This window comes from Gilliamella sp. G0441 (assembly GCF_050589305.1).
Lineage (GTDB): Bacteria > Pseudomonadota > Gammaproteobacteria > Enterobacterales > Orbaceae > Gilliamella.
Genome location: NZ_JBNRJF010000014.1, coordinates 15,549 through 39,237, shown reverse-complemented (window position 1 = coordinate 39,237; position 23,689 = coordinate 15,549). Strand labels below are relative to the sequence as shown.

At 33.0% G+C, this 23,689-nt stretch carries 16 protein-coding genes and 4 tRNA genes; 12 read left to right on the top strand and 8 right to left on the bottom strand.

Annotated elements, in window-relative coordinates; genetic code table 11:
- Positions 1 to 913 precede the first annotated feature (913 nt).
- A complete protein-coding gene (locus ACKJXD_RS10695) occupies positions 914 to 3,928 on the bottom strand; it encodes a filamentous hemagglutinin N-terminal domain-containing protein (protein WP_430876274.1) in 3,015 nt (1,004 codons plus the stop codon).
- 779 nt (positions 3,929 to 4,707) lie between these two features.
- Complete coding sequence (locus tag ACKJXD_RS10690) at positions 4,708 to 6,399, bottom strand: ShlB/FhaC/HecB family hemolysin secretion/activation protein (protein ID WP_220215709.1); 1,692 nt, start codon at positions 6,397 to 6,399, stop codon at positions 4,708 to 4,710.
- 198 nt (positions 6,400 to 6,597) lie between these two features.
- Between ACKJXD_RS10690 and ACKJXD_RS10685 the strand changes: the two genes are divergently transcribed.
- A complete protein-coding gene (locus tag ACKJXD_RS10685; protein ID WP_220215710.1) occupies positions 6,598 to 7,167 on the top strand; it encodes an anthranilate synthase component II in 570 nt (189 codons plus the stop codon).
- Positions 7,168 to 7,174: 7 nt separating this feature from the next.
- Positions 7,175 to 8,932, top strand: coding sequence for an aminodeoxychorismate synthase component I (pabB, locus tag ACKJXD_RS10680; RefSeq protein ID WP_430876273.1), 1,758 nt, complete (start codon positions 7,175 to 7,177; stop codon positions 8,930 to 8,932).
- 43 nt (positions 8,933 to 8,975) lie between these two features.
- On the opposite strand, the gene ACKJXD_RS10675 is transcribed toward pabB, so the two are convergent.
- From ACKJXD_RS10675 to ACKJXD_RS10665, 3 genes are read right to left on the bottom strand one after another with little or no spacing between them, the layout of a single operon-like run.
- Positions 8,976 to 9,557, bottom strand: a complete 582-nt coding sequence (locus ACKJXD_RS10675) for an ABC-type transport auxiliary lipoprotein family protein (RefSeq protein WP_220215712.1) — start codon at positions 9,555 to 9,557, stop codon at positions 8,976 to 8,978.
- A complete protein-coding gene (gene pqiB / locus ACKJXD_RS10670) occupies positions 9,557 to 11,194 on the bottom strand; it encodes an intermembrane transport protein PqiB (RefSeq protein WP_294828760.1) in 1,638 nt (545 codons plus the stop codon). Before pqiB ends, ACKJXD_RS10675 begins: the two co-directional genes overlap by 1 nt.
- Before the next feature lie 15 nt (positions 11,195 to 11,209).
- Entirely contained in the window at positions 11,210 to 12,460 is a 1,251-nt protein-coding gene (locus ACKJXD_RS10665; RefSeq protein ID WP_220215714.1) for a PqiA/YebS family transporter subunit, read from the bottom strand.
- A gap of 551 nt (positions 12,461 to 13,011) precedes the next feature.
- Between ACKJXD_RS10665 and recA the strand changes: the two genes are divergently transcribed.
- The 8 genes from recA (at position 13,012) to ACKJXD_RS10625 (ending at position 18,234) form a co-directional block, all read left to right on the top strand.
- Positions 13,012 to 14,052 (top strand): recombinase RecA, encoded by a 1,041-nt coding sequence (recA, locus tag ACKJXD_RS10660; protein WP_220215715.1) that lies wholly within the window; start codon positions 13,012 to 13,014, stop codon positions 14,050 to 14,052.
- Complete coding sequence (locus ACKJXD_RS10655) at positions 14,052 to 14,552, top strand: regulatory protein RecX (protein WP_220215716.1); 501 nt, start codon at positions 14,052 to 14,054, stop codon at positions 14,550 to 14,552. Before recA ends, ACKJXD_RS10655 begins: the two co-directional genes overlap by 1 nt.
- 205 nt (positions 14,553 to 14,757) lie before the next feature.
- Complete coding sequence (gene alaS, locus ACKJXD_RS10650; protein WP_220215717.1) at positions 14,758 to 17,391, top strand: alanine--tRNA ligase; 2,634 nt, start codon at positions 14,758 to 14,760, stop codon at positions 17,389 to 17,391.
- Positions 17,392 to 17,522: 131 nt separating this feature from the next.
- Entirely contained in the window at positions 17,523 to 17,723 is a 201-nt protein-coding gene (gene csrA, locus ACKJXD_RS10645) for a carbon storage regulator CsrA (RefSeq protein ID WP_065559044.1), read from the top strand.
- Positions 17,724 to 17,852: 129 nt separating this feature from the next.
- Positions 17,853 to 17,945: transfer RNA gene (locus ACKJXD_RS10640), tRNA-Ser, on the top strand.
- A 20-nt stretch (positions 17,946 to 17,965) separates the two neighbouring features.
- Positions 17,966 to 18,042, top strand: a tRNA-Arg gene (locus ACKJXD_RS10635).
- A 21-nt stretch (positions 18,043 to 18,063) separates the two neighbouring features.
- Positions 18,064 to 18,140 (top strand) — tRNA-Arg (locus ACKJXD_RS10630).
- Between the two features lie 17 nt (positions 18,141 to 18,157).
- Positions 18,158 to 18,234: transfer RNA gene (locus ACKJXD_RS10625), tRNA-Arg, on the top strand.
- Between the two features lie 263 nt (positions 18,235 to 18,497).
- Here ACKJXD_RS10625 and ACKJXD_RS10620 read toward each other — a convergent pair.
- Positions 18,498 to 18,770, bottom strand: coding sequence for a DUF4190 domain-containing protein (locus ACKJXD_RS10620; RefSeq protein WP_430876272.1), 273 nt, complete (start codon positions 18,768 to 18,770; stop codon positions 18,498 to 18,500).
- Between the two features lie 595 nt (positions 18,771 to 19,365).
- Between ACKJXD_RS10620 and serS the strand changes: the two genes are divergently transcribed.
- Both serS and rarD read left to right on the top strand, forming a co-directional pair.
- Positions 19,366 to 20,658 (top strand): serine--tRNA ligase, encoded by a 1,293-nt coding sequence (gene serS, locus ACKJXD_RS10615; protein WP_220215719.1) that lies wholly within the window; start codon positions 19,366 to 19,368, stop codon positions 20,656 to 20,658.
- A 68-nt stretch (positions 20,659 to 20,726) separates the two neighbouring features.
- The gene (gene rarD, locus ACKJXD_RS10610; RefSeq protein ID WP_294828571.1) at positions 20,727 to 21,623 is read left to right on the top strand and encodes an EamA family transporter RarD; all 897 of its coding nucleotides are present in this window, start codon (positions 20,727 to 20,729) and stop codon (positions 21,621 to 21,623) included.
- Positions 21,624 to 21,671: 48 nt separating this feature from the next.
- On the opposite strand, the gene pflA is transcribed toward rarD, so the two are convergent.
- Both pflA and ACKJXD_RS10600 read right to left on the bottom strand, forming a co-directional pair.
- On the bottom strand, positions 21,672 to 22,448 hold the full coding sequence (pflA, locus tag ACKJXD_RS10605; RefSeq protein ID WP_220215721.1) for a pyruvate formate lyase 1-activating protein: 777 nt from the start codon (positions 22,446 to 22,448) through the stop codon (positions 21,672 to 21,674).
- Positions 22,449 to 22,608: 160 nt separating this feature from the next.
- Positions 22,609 to 23,640 carry a TerC/Alx family metal homeostasis membrane protein gene (locus ACKJXD_RS10600; protein WP_430876271.1) on the bottom strand — a complete coding sequence of 344 codons (1,032 nt, stop codon included), beginning with the start codon at positions 23,638 to 23,640 and terminating at the stop codon, positions 22,609 to 22,611.
- Positions 23,641 to 23,689: the final 49 nt, after the last annotated feature.

Genomic DNA, 23,689 nt, shown 5'->3' with positions numbered 1-23,689 from the left:
AAAAAAATAAATTAATTCTATTATTCAGTTAATTATGGAGATTTTCTATTAACCATATTTAGATTAATAGTTTTTGCGATCGATAATTTTATTTCTTAGGAATTAGCTGTTTATTCACTAACTCGGTATTCAAAAATTAAAACGAGTAAGAACGGTATATAAAATGGCTGATTTAAATCAATCAACGAAACAGTTATGTTATTTACAAAATTTTTCATTTTTACTAAATATTGACATTTATCAATTGCTGGAAAAACTAAAAACAAATCAATTATCATCAGGATAAAATATTGAAAATAACGTTTATTTCATTGGTAGAAATGTAAGATGATGATTCAATTTCTAGGCAAAATGTAAATAATGTAAGGCTCACTATATAAACATTAATTTTTCAATTGGTCAAAGACTTTATCAAAGTTTTTTATATATTATTGAAAGTATTTAATTCAATTTTAATTTAAATCAAAAAAAATGATGTTTTATAAAATAAAAAATGAGATGAAAATAAAATTTATGTCTGTTTTATAAATTTACAATTTTCTACCAAAGCGTATTCTTCCACTTCACGGCGGCTAAAAACAGTAAGCATTTTTGAATAATATTCCAAAGAATAAAAAAGATATTTCAACTTGTTATTGGTAAATTTAAAAGTAATACAATAAGTTGAGCATGATGAGTCTGACAAAACATAACTGAATCGATGTTATTCAGTTTTGTATGATAAAAGTGATCATCAAGATCGAGAATAATATATTGAATCAATGAAGGATGAGCGAGTTAAATACTCTATTTTGTTTTGGAACGATAACTTTCTGAATATAGGAATTTAAAGACCCTAGCTAACTTGTATATATAAAGTATAAGAACTAGGGTCTGAATTATTTTAATTGGATAACGATTTTAATACGATGAATTACAATTGATTTTCATCATTAATAATTCCTTTTATTGATCCATAATTTTCAATATTAGTCACTTTCGTTTTAATGTAATTTGCATTCATTACGGCTTTCCAATCATTTCTAAAATAATCAGCGTATAACCAGATGTGCATATCAGAATCAACTCGTCCGTAATTATAAAATTTCTTTGTCACAATATTCATTAAATTACTTGTTTCAAATTTTCCATAATTCGATAACTGAGTTGAAAGAATATCTAGGTTTTCAGCTTTAATTACACCATACCAATCATTTTTAAAATTGGTGCCGCCTATTTCTAGATTTCCAAATGTAAATAAGGATTTGTTATTGTAAAAATCACTAACATTGATAGTAATATATCGATTAGCTTTTATTTCGTTCATGTTGTGCATTTTTCCACCGGCGATATCCAGTTTATCGGCATCAACATGAGCTGCCCAATCATTTTTAAAGTCTGCACTATATATACCAATATGATTATTTGATGTAAACCTACCTTGATTGTAGATGTTGCTAACAATGATTTGTAGATCATTAGTCGCATTAAAGGTACTATGATTGTCCAGTTTATCAGCAAATATTGTCACTAAATCAGCTTTGACAATACTTTCATTTCCTTCATTCGAAAAATATGAAGTATTAATATCTAAATTTTCATCAGATAATAACTTAAATTTATTATATAACTGTTTCACCCCAATATTTAGGGAATCTTGAGCAGTTATTAAACCTTTATTTTCTAATGTTGTACCGGATAGATCAATTTTGTCAGCGCTTATTGAAGCATTCATCTCATTTTTTAGTTTGTCACCCTGAATGCTTAATTCATGTTTCGCCAATATCTTCCCTTGGTTATAAAAATCCTTAGATTTAATTTTAATTTGATCTTTTGACTGTATCGAACCAAAGTTAGAAAAACTTTCATTGACGATCTGTTGGTCGAAATCAATTAAATTAGCGTTGATTGTTCCTTGCCAATCATTTTTAAAATTCTTATTCTGATTTACTTTTAGAGTTTTTATTGCATCAAATTGACCATTATTGTAAAAATCATTACTTTCAACGATTATTTTACTGGATGAGTATACCGAACCTTTATTTTCAAAATAATCATTATTGGCATATAATTCACCGACTTTTATTTTGCCAAAAGCGGTATTAATAAAGTCACTACCCAATTCATAAAAATAGCCTACATCGATAAGACCTTCGTTAACACTTTTATGTGGATTTATTAACTTGAAATAATCAGCTATTATTTTGCCATTGATGCCATTGTTATAGTTTATTTCAGCAGATATATCCAATGCGCCAGTTAAAATTGTACCATCAGAATCGAAATTTTGTGTTATAACTTCCGCATGATAAGCGTTTATTATTCCGTCTTTTTTGTTAGAAAATTCTATACTATTAATCCTGATTTCGTTTCTTCCCACTAATTCATTAAGATTCGTGATACTTTTAACATTCATAGTTAATCTATTGTCGGCAACAAGTTGACCATAATTGACAAATTCGTCACCAAAAATTTTGATATTATTTGATTCAATTTTGCCTTTCCAATCATTTTTGAATTTTCTACTGTTTATAGTGACTTCTTTTTTAGCAGCTAATTTTTTATTATTTTCAAACTGATTTGCGAGCAGATTAATTGTGTCATTTACGTTAATATTGCCTGTATTTTTTGCTATATTCGCATCAATTTTTAGATTTTGCGCTTTTATATTTGCTGAATAACTATTATCAAACTCTTTACTCGTTGTTGTAATCTGTTTACCCGAAGATATTAATCCTTGGTTACCAACCCAACTTTCTGCATTAAGCGTGATATCACCTTGCGCATTTAATCTATCAACATTTTTTATTTCTGCTTTACTGGATAATACAATGTTTTTTGAACTTTCAATTGTTGAATGGTTTTCAATTCCACCATAAGTCGTTTTGAATTCAAGGTTTTGCGCTGAACTGATATAACCAGCATTAATTACTTTGCCATCGTTGGTTACAGTTAATGTTCCTGCATTTGCCAATAACGTACCATTATTTCGTACACCAACGCCATGTTCTGTCCCAACCATTCTAATTTTATCCGCATACATGCCCCCTAATCTTGAGACATCTATGCCAAACTCGGGTTGTCCAACGTTATTATCAATGCCTTGTTTATCGATATGTTTTAAATCAGCGCTAACTTTTGCTTTACCCGTGATAACATTGATTTCCTTATTTGCCCATAATTTAGCATTGATATTGACACTTCGAGCGATCAGATCGCTATAATCTTGTCCAGTATTATTTAGACCATTACCTGTAATTTGAATTTGACCTTTTTCGACTAAATAACCTTCTAGATTACCATTTGTTACAATCGGTTTACCGGTTGTTAACGTCGCTCTATCAGCATTGATAAACCCACAACCATCACAGGTGATCCCGGCTGGATTGGCGATGATCACCTGTGCTTTTTGCCCAGCGACTTCTATGTAACCATTCAATTGACTGATATTATTAGAATTAACTTCATTTAAAATAACTTTTGCACTGTTTTGTAATAATGGATTACCATTTACAATTCCCGCTAGCTGTGTATTTGTGCCACCGGTAGCATTATTAAGAATCACACCCTTTTTTGATACATCAAATTGAGTATATTTATTATGAGACACGCCGTTTTTACTCGGTGCAGTAATATTTATTTGTGTTGTACCATTCTGCAACTCTTTAACGATAGGACGTTGATTTTGATTAGCCGACTGATCAACCACAATACTTTTTGCATAGCTTGTACCAACAATACTTATCATACCTAATGCAACATAGGATAAAAATACAAGTGGTTTTAATGTGCTAAATTTTGTATTGTTATCTAAATTTTGGTTAATATCAGCTTTTTTAGCTTTTCGATTGCAACTTGTTGTCGCTTGATGTGATTTTACAATTTCAGATACCACAACGAACAATCCACGAGTTTTATTAAAAACAATGCGATAAAAATTTTTATTCATAGTATGTCTCACCTTTCATATACCCACTCTTTTTTATTCAAAAAGGATCGGAATTTCTCTCAAAAACCAGTCATTTCATAAAAAATCAATTTACTCAATAACTAGAACATAAATTAATACTACAGGTTTACAAATTTTCTAATATCAATTAGTTACTACAATCAAATAATGACTACTGAACTATTAACAAATAGTTAATATTTTTTGGAACATTGTTGCATGAAACTTAGCCCGTATTTATCTATGATAGTTTCCATAAATTAATGCTAGCTAACTTACTTAAAATATGATTAAACAAACAGGAATAATTCAAGTTTTAAAAAGGTAATTTAATAGAATCTCACGACCAACTCGTAAAATTAAATATAGCTATTAATTTGTTGACTGAATCAACAAAATAGAAACCTTTTTAATATTAACTTTCTCATAAACGTTATGACTTTACCGCTATTAATAAATACTAAAAAAACAACAACGAATTTACCAATATTGATAGAATTATCAGCACTTTATAAAGCAATGATAAAAATAACTTCCATACGGTTTAGATAACATAACTTATATATAATAATCTTTAAATAAACTTTCAGTCAAAGGTTTATTCAAAATATCTTCATTACATTTTTAAGCGTGATTAATTTTTCAGAGAATAATTAAAATAGTGAATTGATTATATTGAATATTTATTGTGATTTGTTTGATATGGTTATTATTACTTTAATATTGCCTTTTTAAAACAATATTAAAGTAATAATTTATTTTGTATTAAAAGATAAAATTTAATAAGTCCAATTAAAGTAGAATCCTAGCGTTAGGTGATTAGTGTCAAACTTTTTGGGTTTATAGATAGGCACGCCAGCAAACATGTCATAATAAATACCAAATTGACGTCCTCTTACACCAACAACGGAACCAATTAACCTTTTACCTGATAATTTTTCTGAATTCCCGCCAGAAACACCGCCGGTATCTATTCCTAAATACCATTGTTGATTAATCGGGGCAATCCATGTAAGTTCATTTCGTACATACCATCCATTATCAGCACTCAACATTTCTTCACCATCAAACCCTCGCACAGTCCAACGGCTACCTATAGAAAAGCGATCTGGAGGAGTTAATTTATTACGTCTGGTCATTTGTCCATTATAATCAAAACTATAACCAAAGTTTTGGTTGGCTAATTTAAAAGGAACATATACAGAAAGATTAACTTTGAAAATATCTGTTAAAGCACTACCAATTTTCGCATATTCTTCTGGTGCCTCTTGGGCGCCAAACCAGCGCACACCTTTTTGATACCAAGCGCCAGCATAAAGTACTATATTGTCAATATAGTGACTATGCTGTAACCCCAATTGCCAGTTACTGGTTTTGCGATGTTGAATCTCTATTTCAATATCATTTAAATAGTTACTTGATTCTCGCATGTTAACGCCATAACTCAGTATCGTTTTTTGAGATTCATTGCGATGTAAAACTCGGCTAAGTTGTAAATTATAATATTTGCTTCGTCCTTTATATTCATAATCTACAATTCCCGAAATCTTTTGGTGATAAGTGTTACCATATATCGATGCATCTAAAAGCCAATAGCCATAGGGTACTGAATAAGAAAAAATATAATTTTTAGAACCGTATTTACTTCTTCCTTCCAGATCATGTCCGCCTGAAACATAAAAACTATCACTAAGACCTAAAGGATTATCGAGATAAAATGTCAGCCCACCTTGATTTCGTCCGGTATCTTTTGTACCCGAGTTATCGAATGATAAGCCTAATCGCCAATATTTAGATTGTTTACGTTTAATAATTATATTGCTTTCACCTTGACCAGAACCGGGTACCAATTCAATTTGAGCGCTTGCAGTTGGAATTCGTTGTAGGTTTTCAAGACCTTGCTCTATAGCACGGAGATTTAATAGATCGCCTCTTTTTAAAGGCATTGTGGTCATTAAACTTGCATACTGATCACTATCAGATGTATAAATAATATCTTGTACAGTCCCTTTGAGTAATAATAATTTAAATATGCCTGTGTTTAAATCTTGTTGAGGAGCGAGAACTCGTGTTGTTATATAACCATAGCCAATTAATTGATTTTGTAATTCCGTCATAAGTAAATTGAGTCCCTTCCCTCCTAAACAACGCCCCTCTGCTTGCTTAGCTAAAGAATTAAGTGGGATAGTAAAGGGTAGATTATCTCTTTCTAATAACTCAACATGTTGAATAGGAAAACAAAATTGTTCTTCTGGAAAATCGATAGTTTTTACATTTTTTATTGGGGATGACAAACTTACTTTTGGCGCTCTAGAAGATAAAGCTTCTTCTGTTGCTTTTTGCCTTTCTTGTTGGTAAATAAGCTGCTGATTACTTATTTTTTGTTCTTCCGGCGTAGGTAATTGTCTTGCACTCGTATTGGAGGAAATGATAAAGCTTACAATTATAATTGATAACGTTCTGATTTTCATCGTTTTTTTCCATTACTAATTTTTGGCTCGCCGTTATGTTAATTCGATTATCTAAATAAGTCCATTAAAAATTCATTAACAAACAAAAATTTAAGAAAATTAACATTTAAAAACATTTTCTTATTATAAGAAGATATATTAGGATATATCTCTTAATAGGATTTTAAAGTTATGTTATAGAAAGAAACAGGCAATATTTTGATAGTATTAATTGATAATTATGACTCTTTTACTTTTAATATTTACGATTATCTATGTCGAGCAGGTGCCAACGTTAAAGTTATCAAAAATGATGAATTAACCATTGAAGAACTAAAAAAAATCAACTTTTCTAAACTTGTCATTTCACCTGGTCCAGGCACCCCTGATAATGCAGGTATTTCACTGACAGCATTGCACGAATTTATTAATCGTTGTCCAATTTTAGGCATCTGTTTGGGGCATCAAGCTATAGCTCAATATTTTGGGTATTCCATTATTAAAGCCCCAATACCTATGCATGGTAAAATGGATGATATCACTCATGATGGTAGCGGACTTTTTTATGGTATTAAAAATCCCTTGTCAGTAGTACGTTATCATTCATTAATCGCTTGCGATAATGTAATATCACACCAATCACCATTGATGGTAACTGCTCGAAATAAACAAGGATTAATTATGGGACTACGCCATAAAGAATTACCTATCGAATCAGTTCAATTTCATCCTGAAGCGATCAAAACCGAATGCGGTTTACAAATAATTCAAAATTTTGTTTCTAAATAGGAATTTCATGAAAGTTTATATTGATTTTGAAGGGCAACATAAGTGTTTTAGTAATCCCATTAAAATTTTCAAATCTACAAATATTGAGTCTATAAAACAACAATTAGACGAAATAGAAAAATTAGTTCACCAAGGCTATTATGCAGTTGGTTATCTTGCCTATGAATGTGCCAGTGCTTTTACTTCGTCAAATAAAACCCAATCTCTTGATCAGCAAAATACAGATTTGCCTTTACTACTTTTTGGTATTTTCAATAATTTCACTCTGACCGACGTACCAAATACAAATAATTTTGTACCCAAACCATCTGATTTAAATTACGATACTTCTCTAGAAGAATATCATAAAAAGATCGATTATATTCGGTCTCAGATTGAACTTGGTAATACGTATCAAACTAATTATACTATTCGAATAAATGCATCTTTTAATGAAAATCCCATTGATTATTACTTTTTCCTTCAGAAAAATAATCAAGCAAATTATTGCGCATATTTAGAATATAATGACAATTATATTCTATCCATATCACCTGAATTATTTTTTAAAATAGACAATTCAACGATAACGACAAAACCGATGAAAGGGACTGTCGCTCGAGGATTAACAACACAACAAGATCAAGAGCAATTAAAACGACTCTTGTCTGAAAAAAATCTAGCTGAAAATATGATGATTGTGGATTTGCTACGCAATGATTTAAGTCGAATTTCAAAATCTGGCTCTGTCACTGTGCCAAAATTGTTTACAACAGAAAAATATCCAACGTTGTGGCAACTAACCTCAACAATTGAAGGGCAATTACAAAAAGACGTGAGTCTATATCAGATCTTTCAAGCACTATTTCCTTGCGGTTCAATTACCGGTGCTCCTAAAACGAGTACGATGCAAATCATTTCTGATATTGAAAATTCGCCACGCGGTGTCTATTGTGGAACAATTGGTTATATCCAACCATTTATGGAAAAAGCGTTATTTAATATTCCTATCCGCACCTTAACGATTAATAATCAACAGATGTCCTATGGTGTTGGAGGAGGAATTACTTGGGATTCGACATCACAAGATGAATATAACGAAATCTTGACTAAAGCTGCAATATTAAACCGTAAGCTACCTATACCTGAATATATCATAGAATCGCTTTTGCTTGAGGACGGACAATTTTTTTTGTTTGATGCGCATTTGACAAGACTAGCTGATTCAGCTAATTATTTTAGCTTTGTGTGTGATATACATGCTATTAAACGTAATCTTATCGAATTAGCAAATTCATTACCTAAACTTAGGTATAAAATTAGAATTTCACTACCCAAAGATGGTAAGTATAACATTAGCTTTAGTGCCATCATTGAGCCGTTTAAAATAAGCGAACTCGCATTTGCTCCTAATTGCGTTAATAGTAATAATGTTTATCTTTATCATAAAACATCAATTCGAGAACATTTTCCTCAATTGACCGAAGATAAGGAATGTATCAACTTCAATCAAAATGATGAAATCACCGAATTTGTTAATGGAAACATTGCATTATTTATCAACCATCAATGGGTGACGCCTAAAATATCTTCAGGATTACTATCAGGAACTATGCGACAATTTTATTTATCGCATCGGCAATTATTAGAAAAAACAATCACCAAAGCAGATATATTAAAAGCTGAAAAGATAGCATTTATCAATAGTGTTCGTAAATGGATTGACATCGATATGCAGGTATTAAATCGTTTTAAACAGCAACTACAAGATTCTACAAAGAAGTAATAAGCATTTCATCATCTAACGATGATGAAATGTCTCATTGTCATTAATCCTTAATAGAATTTGCAAAATCTGACTCTTCGTCCTGCCAACCTTTAGATAAGGCTTCGACTAATGCGTCGTAACCATTGTTAGTCAATGGTACATGACGTTCAAAAGATTTTGTTTTAATCCTATCTTGACTATCTTTCACTACCCACCGCCCTTTTACTATAGCATCCCCGGTATGACTACCATGAAATCCATCAATAAATAATTTTACAGTCAAATTTGGAGTGGTAATTGATTTGGTTGATACTAAATAATTGGGTAAATAAACGGTAAGATCTTGCTCCAAACGATCACCTAACTGTTGTGAAAGCGTTGATACCCATAAATTATTTTTTGCTGTAACATATTTGATATCTTCTGTTTGCAACACGATACCCGGTTTATTCAAAAAACTGGCAACATCTATCGATTCAATCCATATAAAACCGTTCGTTGTTTTTATTTTTTGTAAATTATGAGATGGCAAACCACTCGCTAACTGATAATAGCTTTTATCAGGTGAGCTGGATGAGCATCCCGTTAATATCATGAACAACGATAAAACAGCGATCGTTGAAAATTTTGTTATTTTTCTCATTATTTTTTACCTTTTGCTTTCGGTTCAAGATCTTGTTTATCTGGAGCTGAAAATATCAGCGCATTACTTTTATCATTTAACGTATTTAATAATGGTGTCAATTCATCCATCATCTGCTGAATTTTCTGCAAGTTCTCTTTCATTTGATTGTTCATTTCTGAACCCGGTTGGAATTCTTTTAATGTTTCAGACAATGAACGTAAAGTTTTTTGCAGATCCTTAGGCATATTCTGCATCTCTTTACTACTCATCATTCGATTTAATGATTTTATCAAACTTTCTGTTGATGCAAGTGATTGATTAAACTGATCCATCGTTTTATTTAAAGGAAGATTATTAAAGTTATCAAGCAGTTGCAATATTTTAGCCTGTATTTGAGCAATACCTGTTGATGTAGTTTCTATTGTGTCATAACCAAACTGTTTAGCATTTTCCTCACTATATTGATCTTTCAAATCAGGATAAAAATCAAGATCAATGTAAAGTGCGCCTGTAAACAAATTAGATGTTTTTAATGAGGCTCTTAATCCATTTTTTTGCTCATCGATAATGAGTTTTGCAATATCAATTTTTTCTTCTACCAATTCAGATAAACGTTCTGGTTCAATCTTAATTAACACAGGTACTTTTTGATTCAATATTGGTGATGCTTTTAACATTTCTGGCGTATAGAATGGCACTTTACTTACGCTACCTAGTCTAATACCACGATACTCCACAGGCGATCCTACATTGAGTCCAGATATAGAATCTGAAATCATGATCAGAAACTCTTTATAGTCTGTATATTGGGATTCTTGTATTGATTTTCTATCATCATATAATTTATATAAATCATATTGTTTAGCTGGGGCACCCAATTTAGAACCATCTGGTAAATCAAAGCTAATTCCACCTGACATTAATACATCAAGCGATGGAAAATTTAAACTAGCCCCCATGGAAGAAAGGGTAAGATTGACCCCTCCTTCTTTCCAAAATCTGACATTTTGTGTGACTAAAACATCATAAGGCTCTTTAATGAAAACTTGGTATTTCATTTTTCGGGCATCAACATCAAATGATGAAGTCTCAACATTACCAACACGATAACCTCTAAACATAACCGATGCGCCACGAGGAATCATGCCACTTTGATCGCTTTCTAAATTTAATCGTATTCCTCTAATACTCGGATCAGATAATGGTGGGTTATCCGATAAGACAAAAGGATCATTTCGGAAACTATGCGTATCGTTTCCAGATACTAATTCAATATAAATTCCAGATAGAATTGTGCCTAAGCCAGTAACACCATCACGACCTATCTCTGGTTTTACCACCCAAAATATAGAATCATTTTTAAGTAAAGGATCCATTCCATTATAGATACGTCCTTTAATGACTACTTGTTTGTAATCATTAGATAATGTCACTTCATCAATGATCCCCACATCAACACTGCGGTTTTTAATCACTGTTTTTCCAGCAACAATACCATTAGCATCTCTTGCTAAGAGTGTGAAAGAAGTGCCTCTATCAGCAAAATGTGAATAAATTATCCAAAGCCCTACAATAGCTGTAACAATAGGAATAATCCATATTGCCGAGATAGCTCTGATTTTAATTATTTTTGCTAATCTATTTGAAGTTGTCATAATTTTCCTATAATGCTAATTTCTAATTGCTCGATGATCCCAAATTAAGCGAGGATCAAATTTTTGAGATGCAATCATTGTCACAATAACTACAGTAGCAAAAAAAACTACACCAATATCAGGGTATACACCCATCATTTGTTGATTTCTGACTAATGAACAGACTACTGAAACAACAAAGATATCTATCATTGACCATTTACCAATAAATTCTACTGCACTATATAATTTTTTCATTTTTAAACAGCTTTGTTTTGTTTTTCGCTTAATCGCTATTGCGAAATAACAAAGCCAACTAAGAGAAATGATTTTTAATATTGGGATAACGACACTCGCTGTAAAAATAACAAGTGCAACAGGGACATCACCGGCTTGCCACATATAAATTACACCATCCATAATAGTTGAAGTGGACGATGATCCAAGTACAACTGTTATCATAATTCCATATAAATTAGCTGGAATGTAGATAAGTAATGACGTCACTAATAAAGCAATAGTCCATTGGATTTTATTTCGGTTTCTAATCTGACTTTTTTGTTTACATCTTGGGCATTTAACATATTCGAAAGGTAAAATAGCATGACAACAACCACACAACTTTAATTTTTGGCTGATTGCCGTTTTTCCTGTTTTTAGTTCATTTTTGGCAAAATTATTAGTTTTAATTTCATTCCAAATGGTTTCGGGTGAAAAAATGACTAACGCTTTGATATAAAAAAAAGCGAACAAACAAAAAGCCCAGAAAGAACTCGTAACGCCAATATTGCCATAACTCATCAATTTAACAAAACTGACCAAAACCCCAGTAAGAAATATTTCAGGCATACACCAATGTTGAAATTTTTCATAAACGACAAGTAGATCTCTTTTTCGGTATTTAGAAAGTGTTAATTTCGAACAAAGCAACGCAATAATAGATAAATTTATTATTGGAAATAACAATACGAAAAGTACGAATAGTGCCGAAATATAGCTGTAATTATCAAAAAATAGCGTTTTAGGAATATCAATAACACTGACACCATTAAAATTGCCAATCAAACGTATATCGATAAATACAAACCTGCTAGCCGCTATCATCATAACGATTGAACATATCGCATACATCATCGATTTAAACTTCATATTTACATCGTTTTTAGCCAATGTAGTATTACAACGCGGACATACAGCTTTATGCTCTAAAAGAATATCACTTACTTCGACAACCAGATCGCAATTAGGGCACAATTCATAATCATTATGTTGTTTTTCAATGGTCATTATGTTCCTTTACTCGCACTTTACTCTGGTATGTAAAAATAGTTAAGTTTAGCATAACATTTAAGTCTAAAGCTTCAAACTATTTGATTATCAAAAATTGCTAACTTAGTAATCAATTTAATTTTAAACTCAATACTAAACACCTTTACGTAATATAATAACACATGTAATTTTTACCGAAAAATTAATTTGTTACCAATTTTTTTCGTGTCAAAAGACGAATATTAAATTCGTGATTTTAGATAAAAAATATTACACTAAATTACAGCTTTACCGATTATTACATTTACTTACAAATAATGTTAAGTACAATTGATTTCATCATCGACAGTTAAAAGTGATCTCTTTTTTTTATTCATACTTATATTTCATTATTTCCCCCCCCCATTTTGGTAGCCTGAATATAATTGAGAATTTCAATGAGTATTAATAAAAAATCTATTTATTACGTATGGTTAACAAACTATTCCGTTCTCGTAAAAAAAGCTTGATACTGTATAACAATACAGTATAATAGCGTTCAATATGCTAACTCATTGGAATTTTATTATATGAACGAAAACAAACAACGCGCACTTTCAGCAGCACTAAGTCAAATCGAAAAACAATTTGGTAAAGGTTCTATTATGCGTTTAGGTGATACCCAAACGTTAGATGTTGATGCAGTTTCTACAGGTTCATTAGGGCTTGATATTGCATTAGGGATTGGTGGTTTACCAATGGGGCGAATTGTTGAAATTTTTGGACCAGAATCTTCTGGTAAAACAACGCTTACATTATCAGTTATTGCACAAGCACAAAAAGAAGGTAAAACCTGTGCATTTATTGATGCTGAACACGCTTTAGATCCAATTTATGCTGCAAAATTAGGGGTACAAGTTGATGACTTATTAGTTTCACAACCCGACACAGGTGAACAAGCACTTGAAATCTGTGATGCACTTGTTCGTTCAGGCGCAGTTGATGTGATTATCGTTGACTCGGTTGCGGCATTAACACCAAAAGCTGAAATTGAAGGTGAAATGGGCGATTCTCACATGGGATTACAAGCTCGTTTAATGTCTCAAGCACTGCGAAAATTAACTGCAAATATCAAAAATGCTAATTGTTTAGTGGTATTTATTAACCAAATTCGGATGAAGATTGGTGTGATGTTTGGTAACCCAGAAACAACAACTGGTGGTAACGCACTTAAATTTTATGCTTCTGTTCGTTTAGATATTCGTCGTACTGGTGCAGTTAAAGAAGGCGAAGATGTTATTGGTAGTGATACTCGCGTTAAAGTGGTTAAAAATAAAGTTGCTGCACCATTTAGACAGGCTGAATTTCAAATTTTATATGGTTGTGGTATCTCTAAAGATGGTGAACTCATTGATTTGGGGGTAAAACATAAATTAGTTGATAAAGCAGGAGCATGGTATAGCTACAACGGTGAAAAAGTGGGTCAAGGTAAAGCTAACTCAATTAAATTTTTACAAGAACACCCTGAAATTGCGAATGAGCTTGAAACAAAATTACGCGAACTATTATTAAATAGCCCTGCTGTTTTTTCTGATGAAGACACATCACCAGAAGATGAAAGTTTTGAGTAATGAATAAAAAGCTCAATAAACCCATTTTAAATAAAGCTGTGCAATTACTTGCACAGCGTGACCACTCATCATACGAATTAACGCAAAAGATAACGCTTTATTTTGCAAATAAATTGAAAAAAACAGATGACGATTACCACGAGCAATTAAACCAAATTAAAAGTGATATCAATAATGTTATTGACTATTGTACTACACAAAATTGGATAAACGACATTCAATATATTGAGAAATACATTATTATGCGTGCCAACAAAGGGTACGGGAAGTATCGTATAGCATTAGAGCTGAAACAACGTGGTTTGCCAACACATTTGAGCCAAGATCTCCTTTACCAATGTGATATTGATTGGTCTGATCTCGCTTATAAGCAATTGATCAAAAAATTTAAAATCATTGATCCTAAGAACAAACTACAATGGCACAAAAATGTACAATTTTTAATAACAAGAGGTTATACACAAGATGATGTAAAAAATATGTACGGTTTGTTGACTTAAATTGGTAAAATATCTAAAATGTATCACATCGAAGTTAGAACGATACCCTTTACGAATAAAGCTCACTAGGTCATTTTGTTTTTCCTTATTTACTTGTAATATTAGCTAGATTCACTGCAGTATAAAGAATATCTACTATTCAACTTTAGTTGTAACGGGTATGTTACTATGTTTAAAAATTAATCATTTTTATATGGAAGCCTAAATGAAAAGCACTGCAGAAATTCGTCAAAGTTTTCTTGACTTTTTCAATAGCAAAGGACACGAAATTGTAGCCAGTAGTTCCCTTGTACCACATAATGATCCAACATTATTATTTACTAATGCAGGAATGAATCAATTTAAAGATGTCTTTCTTGGCATTGATAAACGTCCATATAGTAGAGCGACAACCGCACAACGTTGTGTGCGAGCAGGCGGTAAACATAACGATCTTGATAACGTTGGTTATACTGCAAGACACCATACTTTTTTTGAAATGTTAGGAAACTTTAGTTTTGGTGATTACTTCAAACGTGACGCCATTCATTTTGCTTGGGAATTATTAACCAGTAAAGAATGGTTTAATCTACCGAAAGAAAAGTTAACAGTTACTGTTTATGAAACAGATGATGAAGCATTCGCAATTTGGGAAAAAGAAATCGGTATTCCTAAAGAACGCATCATTCGAATTGGCGATAACAAAGGTGCGCCTTATGCATCTGATAACTTTTGGCAAATGGGTGATACTGGCCCTTGTGGACCTTGTACTGAAATATTTTATGATCATGGTGAACACCTATGGGGTGGGCCACCAGGTAGTCCTGAAGAAGACGGCGACCGATTTATCGAAATTTGGAACATTGTCTTTATGCAATTTAACCGCCATGCTGATGGTACTATGGAGCCTTTACCTAAGCCGTCAGTAGATACGGGTATGGGACTTGAGCGTATTGCTGCGGTTCTGCAACATGTTAATTCCAATTATGATATCGATTTATTCAGCAAATTAATTAAAGATGCAGCAAAAATTATTCAGACGAATGATTTGGAAAGCAAATCCCTGCGAGTGATTGCCGATCATATTCGCTCTTGTGCATTTTTAATTTCAGATGGGGTAATGCCTTCTAACGAAGGTCGCGGTTATGTATTACGTCGAATCATACGTCGAGCCGTGCGTCATGGTCATATGCTTGGAGCTAAAGGAATCTTTTTCTACAAACTCGTTAAACCATTAATTGAGGTAATGGAAAATGCAGCGATTGAATTAAATAAAAATCGTGAACATGTAGAAAATACACTGAAATTAGAAGAAGAGCAGTTCCTAAAAACATTAGAACGAGGCTTATTCTTACTTGATCAGGAATTAACTAAGCTCACAAGCAATGTTTTACCAGGCGATATTGCATTTAAATTATATGATACATATGGTTTCCCATTGGATTTGACTGCTGATGTCTGCCGTGAAAAAAATATTACTATTGACGAAGTCGGTTTTAATAACTGTATGGAAGAGCAACGAAAACGTGCTCGCGAATCAAGTTCATTTAGTGTCGATTATAGTAACGTAATTAAACTTGATGATATAACTGAATTTTTAGGTTATCAAGCAACGGAATCTTCAGCAAAAGTTATTGCAATATTTAAAAATGGCCAGAAAGTTGACAGTATTCATGCTGGTGAAGAAGCTATTGTTATATTGGACAAAACACCGTTTTATGGCGAATCTGGTGGTCAGATAGGCGATAAAGGTGTATTAACCAGTGCAAACCTTGAGTATACGGTTTTTGATAGTCAAAAATACGGAAAAAGTATTGGTCATTTAGGACAAATCGCTAAAGGTTCATTAAGCGTTGGCGATAGTGTCACAGCTGCTATAGACGTAGAGTTACGTGAACGTATACGACGTAACCACTCAGCAACGCATCTATTACAAGCAGCATTACAGCAGATTTTAGGAAGTCATGTTCATCAAAAAGGTTCGCTAGTTAACGATAACTATCTGCGTTTTGACTTTTCACACAATCAAGCCATAACGCCAGAACAAGTGATTGAAATCGAAAACTTAGTCAATCAACAAATACGTCGTAATTTACCCGTTGATGTTGAACTGATGCCAATTGACGAGGCTAAAAATCGAGGTGCAATGGCATTATTTGGTGAAAAATACGAAGATATTGTTAGAGTTTTAACAATGGGAGATTTTTCAATTGAGTTGTGTGGAGGAACTCACGTAGATAAAACCGGCGATATTGGCTTATTTAAAATTACTTCTGAGTCCAGTATAGCTTCGGGAGTACGTCGTATTGAAGCGACAACAGGACAAAATGCAATTGACTTTATACATCATGAATCTAATTTGCTTGCTCAAATTGGACAACTGATTAAAAGCGATAAATCTACTGTTTTAGTTCGTATTGAGCAATTGCTTGATCAAACTAAACAATTAGAGAAAACCATTGAGCAATTGAATGCACAAAAAGCTAGCCAACAAAGTGCACAACTTCTCAATCAATGTGAAAACATTAATAATAAAAATTTGCTAATTGCTAAAATTGATAACGTCGAAGCTAAGCAATTACGAACGATGATTGATGATTTAAAAAATCAGTTGAAATCGGGCGTAATTATTCTAGCTGCTGTCAACGATGGCAAAATCAATTTAGCAGCTGGCGTAACAAGTGATTTGATCAATATTGTTAAAGCTGGCGAATTAGTATCTCAATTAGCATTAATGGTAGGTGGTAAAGGCGGTGGGCGGCCTGATTTTGCCCAAGCAGGTGGAATGGATCTTTCGGCGTTACCAGGAGCGTTATCTTCTGTGAAAAAGGAAATCAGTAATAAATTACAAGCGAGTTAGCTAGATGAACTCTATGGTTTAATCATGCAAGAGTTCATCTGTTAAATCCGTCGTGCTGTTATGATGATGGGCTAACAAAGCTACTTTTTATAACAGTTTGGATATATAAATAACTGAGAGTAGGAGATCTAATGTTAATTTTAACTAGGAGAGTAGGTGAAACACTAATAATTGGTGACGATGTCGTTATTACCATTTTAGGCGTGAAAGGCAATCAGGTCAGAATTGGTATTAATGCACCTAAAGAAGTTTCTATTCATCGAGAAGAAATCTATAACAGAATCCATCAGGCGCAAAACAAGGCTGATGAGGTTTCTGAGCCTAAAGAATAGCAATTTTTTGGGCACGAATTAGACAACTAGAACGCGTAAGCAAAAAAATGTTTGACTTATTTTTTGTAAACCGTAATATGTGCGCCACACATAATGATTTTGTTGTTCAGATAAAATCATAGTTGTTTTGGTGAGATGGCCGAGAGGCTGAAGGCGCTCCCCTGCTAAGGGAGTATGCGGTCAAAAGCTGCATCGAGGGTTCGAATCCCTCTCTCACCGCCATTTTTAAAAATTTAAAATATGCATCCGTAGCTCAGCTGGATAGAGTACCCGGCTACGAACCGGGCGGTCAGGGGTTCGAATCCCTTCGGATGCACCATTTTAACAGAATTCAAAATATGCATCCGTAGCTCAGCTGGATAGAGTACCCGGCTACGAACCGGGCGGTCAGGGGTTCGAATCCCTTCGGATGCACCATTTTAACGAACTTACAAGCATCCGTAGCTCAGCTGGATAGAGCACTCGGCTTCGAACCGAGCGGTCAGGGGTTCGAATCCCTTCGGGTGCGCCATTTAAGCATCCCTAAAAATTCTTCGATTTATACCAATCAATCAAAGGTTATGATCTATAAAACCACCTGAAAAATTATTCCATACGCATATATTAATCATCTGCTCTACTCTACACTTTAGCATGTTTACCAATACCCTAAAAATGCTAATATAAAACGCTCTACAACGCTTTTTATATTTCTCAAGTGTCTTTTATTCTCCATTCCTATTCAAGCCTTAGAAAGTGATTTAAGGAAGATTTGATGTCAAAGTTCGTATTCTTTTAGCAACGCAATAAATTTACTATCAAAATGTAAAATAAACACCATAATAAAAGCGTTATGCTCCCACAAATTATCCCTGTTATTGCAAAACCAGAACCGCTTTTATTATTATTTTTTATCTCAATCATAGCAACAGCACTCAAAACTATAGCGACAATAGCGACAACAATACTTAAAATATTGATGACCACTATAGTAACGAGTGATGTAATTCCACAAATCATTCCCGCTATAGCTAAACTACTTGTTGCTTTATATTGTTGTTGATCCATTTATCTTTTGCCCTTAATATTTTTGAAAAATAAAATAAATAGCAGTTAAGTATAAGATTATCGTTTTAGCATATCAATATAAGATATATTTCACTTTATCAATCATAAATCACCACTATTCAAATTATTTTTTATAGATGCAAATAAGATCGATATCAGTAGAAATCAACATGCAATAATAACTAAATGATTTAGAAGATGTTTAAATGCTATATAAAAACAGACAAATAGATTTTAAACGAACATGGAACATCGGTATGATAAAATTTACTAAAAAATAATTGTTAATAACTTGTATTTGTTTTTTCTTTTATGAATAATAGTCAAGATAAAATATTCAGCAGTATAAGCAAGAAAAATAGATTATAAAAATAATTGCTTTTATCCAATTGAACTACATTGATTGACGAATATCAGTTAGATTTCTTCGGGTGTACCACTTCGGTTGAATCCCGATATAAATCGAGTATACTAAGCTCAAACTTTAAATATTTATAATCAGTCTGCTTTTTTTATTTTAAATATGGTCGTCGCTATAATAAAATAATCATTAAAGTAGATAGATATCTTTAATTAATCATAATGGACTTTTTTTATGTTGGACCCGAATTTACTCCGAAATGAATTGGATCTTGTCGCTACTAAATTAGCGCGCCGTGGATTTAAATTAGATGTTGATAGTATTCGTCAACTAGAAGAAAAACGTAAAGTACTACAAGTTGAAACCGAAAGCTTACAGGCAGAGCGTAATGCACGTTCTAAAGCAATTGGTGAAGCTAAAGCTCGTGGTGAAGATATCACGTCCGTACGTGAAGAAGTCAATAAGCTTGGTGAAAGACTCAACAGTGCTAAAGCTGAGCTTGAAATCTTACTGAATCAAATTAAAGATATTGCATCAAATATTCCAAATATACCGGATGATTCTGTGCCTGACGGTAAAGACGAAAATGATAATGTTGAAATATCGCGTTTTGGTACGCCAAGAACATTTGATTTTCCGGTACAAGATCATGTTGCTTTAGGTGAACGATTTGGTGGGCTTGACTTTGCTGCGGGTGTAAAACTCACTGGGGCTCGTTTTGTGGTGATGAAATCACAAATTGCGCGTTTACACCGAGCTATCACTCAATTCATGTTAGACCTTCATACCGAGCAACATGGCTATGCTGAAATTTACGTACCTTATTTAGTTAATAAGGCTACTTTATTTGGAACAGGTCAATTACCAAAATTTGCAGGTGACCTATTTCACACAAAACCGCTTGATGAAGAAGCAGAAAGCAGTAATTATGCATTAATCCCAACCGCTGAAGTTCCGGTGACAAACTTAGTGCGTGATGAAATTTTAGATGAAAATGAGCTTCCATTAAAAATGACTGCTCATACACCTTGTTTCCGTTCTGAAGCAGGATCTTATGGTAAAGATACACGTGGTTTAATTCGTATGCACCAATTTGATAAAGTTGAGTTAGTGCAAATAGTGAAACCTGAAGAATCCATGCAAGCATTAGAAGAGCTGACTGCACATGCTGAAAAAGTGTTGCAGTTATTAGAACTGCCTTATCGAAAAATTGTGCTATGTACCGGTGATATGGGCTTTGGTTCTTGTAAGACCTATGATCTTGAAGTTTGGGTTCCTGCTCAAAACACTTATCGAGAAATCTCTTCTTGCTCTAATATGTGGGATTTCCAAGCACGCCGTATGCAAGCGCGTTATCGTAGCAAAGCAGACAATAAAACTTATTTAGTTCATACTTTAAATGGTTCAGGATTAGCGGTAGGTCGTACATTGGTTGCCATTATGGAAAACTATCAGCAAGCTGATGGAAGTATTAAAATTCCATCCGTTTTAGTTCCATACATGAATGGTGTCGAAGTGATAGGCTAAAAAACGTTTTTTAACTCTATAATAGCGCTATCCATTAGCGCTATTTTTTTATTAAATAAGGTGAAATCATGATAAAAGGTGTTGTCCTGTCAATACTCGCATCATGCCTTTTTGGCTTACTTTATTATTATCCCGTGTTATTGCATCCCTTGTCAGTTATTGATATCTTTTGCTGGCGATTGTTAACTTCTTTTCCTGCGATTGTAATATTAATTTTAATCGAAAAACAGTGGTCTGCCATTCATCTACTTTTTGTCCGTATAAAAACACATCCCCTTCTCTTAATTGGGTTATTGTGTTCTTCACTATTATTAACAATCCAGATGATGATCTTTATTTGGGCGCCTATCAACGGACATGGCTTGTCGGCTTCCTTAGGCTATTTTCTACTACCGTTAACCATGGTTATTTCAGGACAGCTTTTTTATCAAGAAAAGCTCAGTTTATTACAAAAAATAGCGGTGGGACTTGCAGCATTAGGCGTCGCTATTGAAATTGTTAATACAGGTGCATTTTCGTGGGAAACTGCCGTCATTGCCCTCGGATACCCCGTTTATTTTATGACACGCCGAAAATTACAAATAGAAGGCATTGCAGGCACATTTTCAGACTTCTTCTTTATTTTTATTGGTTGTTTGTTTTATTTTATTCTTAACTACAGTTGGGATGAGATTATTGATGACATTACCCATTTTCCTATTTTTATCCCTATGCTAGGAATCATTACCGCTATTGCTTTTGCAATGTATTTTGTTGCAAGACGATTACTACCGATGGGATTATTTGGATTACTAGGTTATGTAGAACCGGTTCTGCTTTCTATGGTATCGGTACTATTTTTGCATGAATCAGTATCATCAGAGCATATCATCTCATATGGACTCATTTGGTTGTCTGTCTGCGTATTAGCGCTAGAAGGGAGTATATTTGTTTTACGAGCGATAAAACGTAAAAGAATTCGGTAAATAACAAAAAAGCACATTTCAATGTGCTTTTATTTGATATAGCGGAATTTATTTACTAAACGTGACCGGCTGACCATAACTTTCAATAATCGCTTGGATTCTATCTAAAGTTTCTCTTGGCGGCGCCTCAACACCTTCCAATTGATATTTATCCCCTATCGTATCCCATTTATAAGCCCCCATTTTATGGTAAGGCAATAATTCAACACGCTCAATATTATCCATTCCTTGAATAAATTGACCTAGTAGATGCGCAGAATTATCATCATCCGTCCAGCCTGGCACAACGACATAGCGGATCCATGTTTTTTTATTAATTTTTTGAAGATATTTAGCAAACTCAAGTACCCGTTTATTCGAAACACCAACCAGTTTTTGATGTATTTCATCATTCATCTGTTTTAAATCAAGCATCACTAAATCCGTTACTTCCATTAACGCATCAACAGTCTGATCAAGTTGTCTGGCATAACCGTTCGTATCTAGACAGGTGCTTATACCCTCTTCATGACAGGCCTTAAACCATTCTGTAATAAATTCAGATTGCAACGTTGCTTCACCACCGGATGCGGTCACACCACCACCATTAGGCATGATAAAACTTTTGTAAGAAACAATTTCTTTCATTAATTCATCAACTGTGACTTCTCGTCCTGCTTTCAAATCCCAAGTGTCACGATTATGACAGTATAAACAACGCATTAAACAACCTTGAAAAAAGACAATGAAACGAATTCCAGGCCCATCAACAGTACCAAAAGATTCGAAAGAGTGAATACGACCTTTAATCGGTTGCTTGGTTGTCATAATAATATTTTGTTCCATAAAAATTCTCTAATCATTGCTCACATTATTTTATATAGCTTATTTTAACTCAGATAAGGGTTAGCTTTCACCAATTGCATTAATCAATTAATATCTTAGTCTTTCGGTGATTATACAGGTTAACTGTCAACAATATTGAATTATTATTAATGTACTAAAGTCATAAAGATTCATTTTGTTGTTTCGGAAATAAAAAACTAGCAATGATAGCAACACTCAATGCGATTAACACAACGAGTAAACTCATTGTCGCCGAAATATTGTATCCATGATGCCAAATATGATCGGTTGCATTTAAAAGTAATTTGAACGCAATAAAAAACAATATGGCTATTACTGATTTTTCCAAATAAATTAGATATTTCTTCAATGCTTCAAGTACAAAAAATAAACTACGCAAACCTAAGATTGCAAACATCATAGCACTATAAATAATTAATGGGTCACGACTTACCGCAATAATAGCGGGAACTGAGTCAAAAGCGAACATCACATCTGATAATTCAATAACAGATAAACATAAAAACAATGGTGTGACAAAAAAATAAGCTTTAACATTGCGCTTTATTGCCAAATCATTATTTTCTTGTTTAGTTAACTCTTCGTTAACCTGTGTCTTACTTAAGAAAAATTTATTCCCATATAATTTAGGCCAAACAGGAAAAAATTTTTTTACTAAACGATAGGCAAGATGCTGAGAATAGTCTTCAACTTTCTTATCAGCACCATCGTTTTTTAGCATCATAAATGCAGTCCAACCAACGACTAAAGAAAAAACGATTTCTGCATAAGAGCTTAATCCAAATAATTTGGTACCAATAATTACAAATATCGCCCTAAAAATAATCGCACCAATAATTCCCCAATATAAGATTCTATGCCAATATTTTGTGGGTATTGAAAACCAAGAAAATATTGCCATCATGACAAAAAGATTATCAACAGACAGCACTTTTTCCAATGCATAACCGGTAATAAATAAATTACCCGTTTCCCAACCATAATAAAAATAAAGGTAACCTGCAAATAGTAGGGATACAGCCAACCAGAAAATTGACCATATTGAAGCGCTTTTTAATGTCACTTCACTATCTTTTCGATGCATAAAAAGATCAATGATTAAAGCGCCAATTAAGATTCCCAAAAAAATAAGTATTGTATGGATTGGATAACCCCAAAAAGTTTCGTTCATTTTCATCCTAATTATTTATTGTGTTTTCTGAATATTAGTTGTGTATGCT

Coding starts and splice junctions, on each gene's coding strand:
- ACKJXD_RS10695 (WP_430876274.1), bottom strand. CDS start 3,928: ATGAATAAAAATTTTTATCGCATTGTTTTTAATAAAACTCGTGGATTG.
- ACKJXD_RS10690 (WP_220215709.1), bottom strand. CDS start 6,399: ATGAAAATCAGAACGTTATCAATTATAATTGTAAGCTTTATCATTTCC.
- pabB (WP_430876273.1), top strand. CDS start 7,175: ATGAAAGTTTATATTGATTTTGAAGGGCAACATAAGTGTTTTAGTAAT.
- ACKJXD_RS10675 (WP_220215712.1), bottom strand. CDS start 9,557: ATGAGAAAAATAACAAAATTTTCAACGATCGCTGTTTTATCGTTGTTC.
- pqiB (WP_294828760.1), bottom strand. CDS start 11,194: ATGACAACTTCAAATAGATTAGCAAAAATAATTAAAATCAGAGCTATC.
- ACKJXD_RS10665 (WP_220215714.1), bottom strand. CDS start 12,460: ATGACCATTGAAAAACAACATAATGATTATGAATTGTGCCCTAATTGC.
- recA (WP_220215715.1), top strand. CDS start 13,012: ATGAACGAAAACAAACAACGCGCACTTTCAGCAGCACTAAGTCAAATC.
- ACKJXD_RS10655 (WP_220215716.1), top strand. CDS start 14,052: ATGAATAAAAAGCTCAATAAACCCATTTTAAATAAAGCTGTGCAATTA.
- alaS (WP_220215717.1), top strand. CDS start 14,758: ATGAAAAGCACTGCAGAAATTCGTCAAAGTTTTCTTGACTTTTTCAAT.
- csrA (WP_065559044.1), top strand. CDS start 17,523: ATGTTAATTTTAACTAGGAGAGTAGGTGAAACACTAATAATTGGTGAC.
- ACKJXD_RS10620 (WP_430876272.1), bottom strand. CDS start 18,770: ATGGATCAACAACAATATAAAGCAACAAGTAGTTTAGCTATAGCGGGA.
- serS (WP_220215719.1), top strand. CDS start 19,366: ATGTTGGACCCGAATTTACTCCGAAATGAATTGGATCTTGTCGCTACT.
- rarD (WP_294828571.1), top strand. CDS start 20,727: ATGATAAAAGGTGTTGTCCTGTCAATACTCGCATCATGCCTTTTTGGC.
- pflA (WP_220215721.1), bottom strand. CDS start 22,448: ATGGAACAAAATATTATTATGACAACCAAGCAACCGATTAAAGGTCGT.
- ACKJXD_RS10600 (WP_430876271.1), bottom strand. CDS start 23,640: ATGAACGAAACTTTTTGGGGTTATCCAATCCATACAATACTTATTTTT.